We start from the raw sequence: 7,680 nt of genomic DNA on the forward strand, positions 1-7,680 counted from the left end.
TGCCTGTCTCATGAAAGTCCGCAAGGCCATTATCCCCGCAGCGGGACTCGGCACACGCTTTCTCCCCGCGACGAAGGCGATGCCCAAAGAGATGCTGCCGATCATCGACAAGCCCGGCATTCAATATATCGTTGAAGAAGCCGTGGCCTCAGGCATCGAGGATATTATCATTGTGACCGGCAAAGGCAAGCGGGCCATCGAGGACCACTTTGACAGCTACTACGAGCTTGAAGAGAATCTGCGCCAGAAGGGCAAGCTTGAATTGCTCTCCGAGGTGCAGCACGCTTCCGATCTGATCGATATTCACTACATTCGGCAAAAAGAAGCCAAAGGTCTCGGCCATGCGATCTGGTGCGCCCGCAACTTCATCGGCGACGAGCCGTTCGCCGTGCTGCTCGGGGACGATATCGTCCGCTCCGAGACGCCGTGCTTGAAGCAGATGATGGACGTCTACGACAAGGTGCAGAGCAGCGTGCTGGCCGTCAAACGCGTGCCTGACGAAGAAATCTCCCGTTACGGGGTCGTGGATCCGGCGGAAGGGGCCGATCTGAGCCAGGATATCGTTCCTGTGCGGGGCGTCGTGGAAAAGCCGGGCAAGGATCGCGCGCCTTCCAATATTGCGATTATGGGCCGGTACATATTGACGCCGGCCATCTTCGGCCTGCTCGAGACGCAGGACACCGGCGCGGGCGGCGAGATTCAGCTGACGGACGCTATCTTCCGTCTGCTGCAGCAGGAAGAGGTTTACGCCTACGCCTTCGAAGGCGATCGCTACGATACCGGCGAGAAGCTGGGGTATTTAAAGACAATCGTCGACTTCGCGCTCCAGCGTCCGGATCTGGGCGATGCGTTCAAGGCTTATCTGGAAAGCAAGCTGCGCGGATAATTTAATTAACAGGGTTAAGACTGCGTGATGCACGCGCCGCTGTTCCTTCGGGAATGGCGGCTTTTTGTATTTGTTTTCGTTTCAACCTTACGGGAGGGATTCGTATGGCGATACGCGACGGCATCGCATCATTCAGCGGCCTGAGGCGTCGGAATCGCGATAGAAGCTGCGGTAGGCACGACTCCATTATTTTGCGTATGGAAATCCCCGCCGTTCGCCTTCCCCCGTGCCCCGATTTCCTGTAGACTAGGGGTAAACGCCGTGGAGGAACGCATGATCGTATTTTCGGATATGTATGCCGCGTGGCGGCACGTATTCAAGCTGGACCCGGACCGCGAGATTTCCGACGAGGCGCTCGAGCGGGTCTGCTTGTCCGGCACGGACGGCATCCTGGTCGGCGGTTCGAGCGGCATTACTTACGACAACACGGTGGAGCTCATGGCCAGGATCCGCCGCTTCGAGGTGCCTTGCGCGCTGGAGCTGACCGGCGCCGAGAGCGCCGTGCCGGGCTTCGACGGCTACTTCGTGCCGATGGTGCTGAACGCGAAGCGCACGGATTGGCTGGTCGGCAGGCAGGTCGAGGCGCTTGCGGAGTATGGCGCGTTCATGCCATGGGAACTTACGGCAGCTCAGGCTTACCTGATTCTGAACGGCGAATGTACCGCTGCAAAAGTAACCGAGGCCCGCACGGGTCTCACTACGGACGAGGTGCTGGCTTACAGTCAGTTGGCCGACCGGCTCTGGCGCGTTCCCGTGCTATACCTGGAGTATAGCGGCGCATTCGGAGATATGGGGCTGGTTCGCAAGGTTCGAGATCATCTGACGCAGGCGAGGCTGTTCTACGGCGGAGGCATCGCCACGCCGGAGCAGGCAAGAGAGGCCGCGGAGTCTGCGCATACGGTTGTCGTGGGTAATATCATCTACAGCGACCTGCATGCTGCGATTGCGACGGTCGACGCCGTGAAGCGCGCGATCGGTGCAGGAGGCACGTCCTGAGAAGGGACGCGCGGCGAGGCGAATAGACGCCTCCCATAAGCTACAAGCAAAGGAGCGTTATCATCATGTTTTTTGAACCGGCACAACCGTCGTCCTCCTTCGGAACGACGTTTAATATCGACGAAGCCGTGAACCGGCTGAATCCCAAGCAGCGCGAGGCGGCCGTCGCCACCGACGGACCGCTGCTCATCATGGCCGGCGCGGGCAGCGGCAAGACGCGCGTGCTCACGCACCGCATCGCTTACCTGATCGCCAAGCGCATCTCGGCGCCGTGGAGCATTCTCGCGATTACCTTTACCAACAAGGCGGCGCGCGAGATGCAGGACCGCGTCTCCAAGCTCATCGGCGCAAGCGGACGCGACGTTTGGGTAAGCACGTTCCACTCGATGAGCGTACGGATTCTGCGACGGGATATCGAGCGCATCGGCTTCGGCTCCAACTTCAGCATTCTCGACTCGGCGGACCAGCTGTCCGTCATCCGGGGCGTCATGAAGGAGCAGAACGTCGACACCAAGAAGTTCGAGCCCAAAGCGGTGCAGGCGATGATCAGCGGCGCAAAAAACGAGCTGCTGTCGCCGGAGCAATACGAGGCGCGTGCCGGCGATTACTTCCAGACGATCGCAGCCAAGGTGTACACGCAGTATCAGCGCCGTCTAAAAGCGAACAATTCGCTCGACTTCGACGACCTCATTTTGCTTACGATCCAGCTGTTCCGTGAAGTGCCCGAAGTGCTCGAGTTTTACCAGAACAAGTTCCGCTACATTCATGTGGACGAGTATCAGGATACGAACAAGGCGCAGTACATGATCTGCAAAATGCTCGCCGCCAAGCACCACAACATCTGCGTCGTCGGCGACAGCGACCAGTCGATTTACCGCTGGCGGGGCGCGGACATCACGAACATTCTCAACTTCGAGGCCGACTATCCCGAGGCGCGCACGATTTTGCTGGAGCAGAATTATCGCTCGACGTCCAACATCCTGGAAGCGGCCAACCAAGTTATCAAGAACAACATGGGGCGCAAGCCCAAGAATCTGTGGACCGATAGCGCGGGCGGGGACAAGATCACCGTTTACCAGGGCGATTCGGAGCATGGAGAAGGATACTTCGTCGCGGGAGAAATCCGCAAGAACAGGCAGAATGGCCGTCGCTACGATCATCATGCGATTTTGTATCGTACGAACGCCATGTCCCGGGTGATGGAAGAAATCCTGATTAAATCCGAGATTCCGTATCAGATCGTGGGCGGCACCAAGTTCTACGACCGCAAGGAAATCAAGGATATCTTGGCATATCTGCGCCTGATCTCCAATCCGGACGACGATATCAGCCTTAACCGCATCATCAACGTCCCTAAGCGCGCGCTTGGCGATACGACGATGGGGAAGGTGCAGGAGGAGGCGCAGCGCCAGGGCATCTCCATTTACAAGCTGATCAGCCAGGGCGAGGGCTTGCTTGGCGACGGCCTGTATCACTTGGACATTCAGGCGCGCGCGAAAGCGGCGCTCTCCGAATTTAGCGGGCTGATCGCGAATCTGACCGCCATGGTCGAGTATTTGTCCGTGACCGAATTGACGGAGAAAATGCTTGAGATGTCAGGCTACCGCATGGAGCTGCAGCGGGAGAATACGATCGAGTCGCAGGCGCGCCTGGAGAACATCGAGGAATTTCTGTCCGTTACCCAGGAGTTCGAGAACCGCAACGAGGACAAGTCGCTCGTCGCCTTCCTGACCGATCTGGCGCTGATCGCGGACATCGATTCGATGGGCGACGACGAGGACGACAAGGAGAAGGGCGACGCCGTCGTGCTCATGACGATGCACAGCGCCAAGGGGCTGGAGTTCCCCGTTGTGTTCATCGTCGGCATGGAGGAAGGAATCTTCCCCGGAAGCCGTGCGTTCATGGACAACGACGAGATGGAGGAGGAGCGGCGGCTCGCTTATGTCGGCATCACGCGGGCGGAGAAGAAGCTGTACCTCACCTGCGCGCAGAGCCGCTTGCTCTATGGACGCACGGCGGCCAACGCGCCGTCGCGCTTTTTGGATGAGATTCCGGACAGTCTCAAGGAATCGGTGGAAATGAGAGGCGGGCGCATCGGCGGCTCGTTCGGCGGGTTCGGCTCGCGGCTCGGCGGCGGGCGGGGGCCTGGCGCAGGCGGCAGCTCTGGCGGCGGCTACGGCGGCGGAGGCGCGCAGACGGGCTTTGGCGCGCGGCCGCAGGCCGGCGGCTTCGGCGGGGCGGCGGCCGGCGGTTTCGGCAGCCGGCCGCAGGCCGGAGGCGCTCCCGGAGCGGCGAGGGCTCCCGGGCAGCCGCCGGCGAGTTACGGTGTAGGCGCTCGTCCGGCTGCGAGCCCGCAACCGGCTGCAGGCGGCGGTCAAGGCCTGTCCGTCTCGGCCGGCGACAAGGTGCAGCATGCCAAGTGGGGCGTGGGCACGGTCGTCGCCGTCAAGGGGAGCGGCAGCGATACGGAGCTTAACATCGCTTTTCCCGCGCCCGTAGGTCTCAAGCGTTTGCTCGCGGCCTTCGCGCCCGTTACCAAGATTTAATTTCGCAAGAAAGCAGCAAAAAAAGCCGCCGCGCCTCGATGGCGCAGCGGCCTCGCTTTACATAAAATCTCAGTGATAACCCGGCAGATGGGTATCGGGATCCTTCAGAACGTTGAGAATGTCCATATGGATGAGATGCTTGCGCGTCTCCTCCGTGCCGATCCTGAAGATCGCGCGGTAAACGTCCAGCATCTGCTCGTTGTACTTGTCCGTGGCGGGATCGTGATCCGCGGACTTGTACGGAATGACGCCCCGGAGGGACGTCAGGTCGTCCGTCTGCGAACGCTTGGCGAGCAAAGCCATCAGTTGGTCGATTTCTCTGTCCGTCGCGAACACGCTCAGCTGGTCGGTCGTGTGATTTTCTTCCTTCGTGATCGTCCCGGCCGATACCGAGACGTAATACGTCTCGCGCTCAGGAGAGTGCCTCTCCTGGCTATCGTAATATTTGTCCGCTTGATTATCCATGTTTAAACCCTCCCCGTTTTGCATCGATTGTACCTTTTTACACGATATTCGGGGCGCTTGAATCAAATTCGCACCACCATCAACCCGGCGCGCCGGGGTCGCGAGAGAGGCCGAATAGCCATGACGGAGCCGCTGCAGCGGATGAGACAGCTGGTCGACAAACTGAACGTCCATGTCCGGCGTTACTACACCGAAGACAATCCTTCCATCAGCGATCGGGAGTACGACCTGCTGTACGACGAGCTTGTTTCCTTGGAAAAGGAGACGGGGACCGCGCTTACCGATTCGCCGACCCACCGCGTGGGCGGAGAGATTTTGAAGGGCTTCGAGCCTCATCGCCATATGGCGCGGCTGTGGAGCCTGGACAAGGCGCAGAACTTGGATGACCTCCATGCATGGGCGCAGCGCGTAAACAAGCTGGTCGCGGATTATAACACGCGTAATCCGGACACGCCTCTGCCGGCGCCCGAATACGTCATCGAGCAGAAGTTCGACGGCCTGACGCTGAATTTGACTTACTCGAACGGCGAGCTTGTACAAGCCGCTACCCGCGGCAACGGTACGGTTGGCGAGGGCATTTTAGCGCAAGTTAAAACGATTCGCTCGATCCCGCTGTCGATTCCTTATAAAGGCGGCCCGATCGAGGTTCAGGGCGAGGGCATCATGCGGCTGTCCGTGCTCGAAGCCTACAACCGCATCGCGGCCGAGCCGCTCAAGAACGCCCGCAACGGCGCCGCCGGCGCGCTCCGCAACTTGAATCCGGCCGTCACCGCCTCGCGCAAGCTGGATGCTTTCTTTTATAATGTCGGCTTCTCCGACGCCGCGGGTATCTCGTTCGCGAACCATCGCGAGATATTGGCCTTCCTCCGGGACAACGGACTGCCGGTCAATAACTTCGAGCGCTATTACGATAATATCGAAGAGGTCGCCGAGGAGCTGAATGCCATCGTCGTGTTCCGGCACGAGCTCGACTACCTCATCGATGGAGCGGTCGTCAAGGTGACGGATCTTCGCACGCGCGAGGCGCTTGGCTATACGGACAAGTTTCCGCGCTGGGCGGTGGCGTTCAAGTTCGAGGCGGAGGAGACGACGACCGTGCTGGAGTCCGTCTCCTGGGAGGTTGGCCGCACGGGCAAGGTTACGCCGCTCGCGCGCGTCGAAGCGGTCGAGCTTGCCGGCGTGACGGTGCAGAACTGCACGCTTAACAATGTCGGCGACATCGCGCGCAAGAACCTGACGCATGCGCTCGGGACGCGGGTCTTCATCCGCCGTTCCAACGACGTCATTCCCGAGATTCTCGGCAAGGCCGACGAGGAGCCGGGGCTCGAGATCGCCGTACCGGAGGTCTGCCCGGCCTGCGGTACGCCGCTGGAGCTGCGCGGGGCGCATCTGTTCTGCCCGAACCGTCTAGGCTGCAGGCCGCAGATCGTGGGACGCATTACGCACTTCGCCTCCCGCGACTGCATGGATATTGAGACCTTCAGCGGCAAGACCGCCGGGCAGCTGCTCGCGGCGCTCGGCGTTCGCGATCCTGCGGACCTGTACGAGCTGCAGTTTGACGATCTGGTCAAGCTGGAGCGCTTCGGGGAAAAGAAAGCGAACAACCTGCTGGCCTCCGTCGAAAAGTCCAAGTCCCGCGAGCTGGCCGCTTTCCTCAATGCGCTCGGCATCCCGAACACAGGCAAGGCGACCGCCCGTACGCTCGCCGACTACTATGGCGACCTTGACCGGCTGATGGCGGCCGAGGCCGAAGAACTCGTCACGCTGCCCGATATCGGCGGCATCGTGGCGGAGAGCATCGCGGGTTTCTTCCGCGACCCGCTTATGCAGCAAAGCATCGCCCGCATGCGCGCAGCGGGCGTGAAGGCGGAGGCCGACCGCCCGGCAGCGCAGGCGGCGGATACGAGCCATCCGTTGTTCGGCAAGACGGTCGTCCTCACCGGCACGCTCAGCCTGCTCACGCGCGACGAGGCTTCCCGGAGGCTGGAGGCGCTAGGCGCCAAGGTGTCCGGCAGCGTGTCCAAGAAGACCGATTTCGTCATCGCGGGCGAGAGCGCCGGCAGCAAGCTGACCAAGGCGCGCGATCTAGGCGTACCCGTATTGGAGGATGAGCGGGAGTTGCTCACGCTGTTGGGTATGGAGGCGCCAAGCGAATAAACTCCGATATGAAGTCCTCTGTGCGAAAAAAAGGCCGGCGTCTTCCGTTGTCTCGGAGGGCGTCGGCCTTCGCGGTTTCCCGGTTCGGGAAGCGCCGTCTAATTAGGCGAGCAGGCGGCCCTGGCAGCGGTACGGAACATGAGGGCGAACGCGGATCCAACTGCTGTCCAGCTCAACGAGAAGCTGAGAAAAGTCACGGCCGGGAAGATATAACGAGCGACATTAGACCAACGGAAACCGAAAAGCTGATGCTAAATTTAAAATACAAGTATTGACAGTTGCTTTTCTCGGTGCGGCTTGGTATATTAGTACTCGCCCCTTCGAGGGGACAGGCCGAAGCGAGCTTGAGAAAAACAACTTCGAAAAAAAGAGGTTGACAAGCCTGAACGAACCTGATAAAGTTAACTGCTGTCGGCTCGGAGAACTTGCGAGTAGGAAGGCCGGCGAACAGTAACGAGATTGCTCCTTGAAAACTGAACATCGAGCGTTAAAACAAACGGACGCTGAAGCCTTTCGGGGCGGAAGCAAAAGTTATACCAGCTTTATCATGAGCAAGTCGAACTACCCTTTATGGAGAGTTTGATCCTGGCTCAGGACGAACGCTGGCGGCGTGCCTAATACATGCAAGTC

At 60.0% G+C, this 7,680-nt stretch carries 5 protein-coding genes and 1 rRNA gene; 5 read left to right on the forward strand and 1 reads right to left on the reverse strand.

Going from position 1 to position 7,680, the window contains the following annotated elements; all coding sequences use genetic code 11:
* Window positions 1-10 precede the first annotated feature (10 nt).
* From galU to pcrA, 3 genes are all read left to right on the forward strand, one after another.
* Window positions 11-886: a UTP--glucose-1-phosphate uridylyltransferase GalU gene (galU, locus tag ACFSR7_RS20045; protein WP_378164591.1), complete on the forward strand. Its 876-nt coding sequence runs from the start codon at window positions 11-13 to the stop codon at window positions 884-886.
* Window positions 887-1,159: 273 nt separating this feature from the next.
* Window positions 1,160-1,882 (forward strand): heptaprenylglyceryl phosphate synthase, encoded by a 723-nt coding sequence (gene pcrB / locus ACFSR7_RS20050; RefSeq protein ID WP_378164667.1) that lies wholly within the window; start codon window positions 1,160-1,162, stop codon window positions 1,880-1,882.
* A gap of 65 nt (window positions 1,883-1,947) precedes the next feature.
* The gene (gene pcrA, locus ACFSR7_RS20055; RefSeq protein WP_378164593.1) at window positions 1,948-4,428 is read left to right on the forward strand and encodes a DNA helicase PcrA; all 2,481 of its coding nucleotides are present in this window, start codon (window positions 1,948-1,950) and stop codon (window positions 4,426-4,428) included.
* Between the two features lie 69 nt (window positions 4,429-4,497).
* Here the strand turns inward: pcrA and ACFSR7_RS20060 are convergent, their stop codons facing one another.
* A complete protein-coding gene (locus tag ACFSR7_RS20060; RefSeq protein ID WP_378164594.1) occupies window positions 4,498-4,893 on the reverse strand; it encodes a hypothetical protein in 396 nt (131 codons plus the stop codon).
* A 120-nt stretch (window positions 4,894-5,013) separates the two neighbouring features.
* Here ACFSR7_RS20060 and ligA point away from each other — a divergent pair, with 120 nt between their 5' ends.
* On the forward strand, window positions 5,014-7,050 hold the full coding sequence (ligA, locus tag ACFSR7_RS20065) for an NAD-dependent DNA ligase LigA (RefSeq protein ID WP_378164596.1): 2,037 nt from the start codon (window positions 5,014-5,016) through the stop codon (window positions 7,048-7,050).
* Window positions 7,051-7,617: 567 nt separating this feature from the next.
* Window positions 7,618-7,680 (forward strand): 16S ribosomal RNA (locus ACFSR7_RS20070); the annotation flags it as partial.

The organism is Cohnella sp. GCM10020058 (assembly GCF_042683485.1).
GTDB lineage: Bacteria > Bacillota > Bacilli > Paenibacillales > Paenibacillaceae > Cohnella.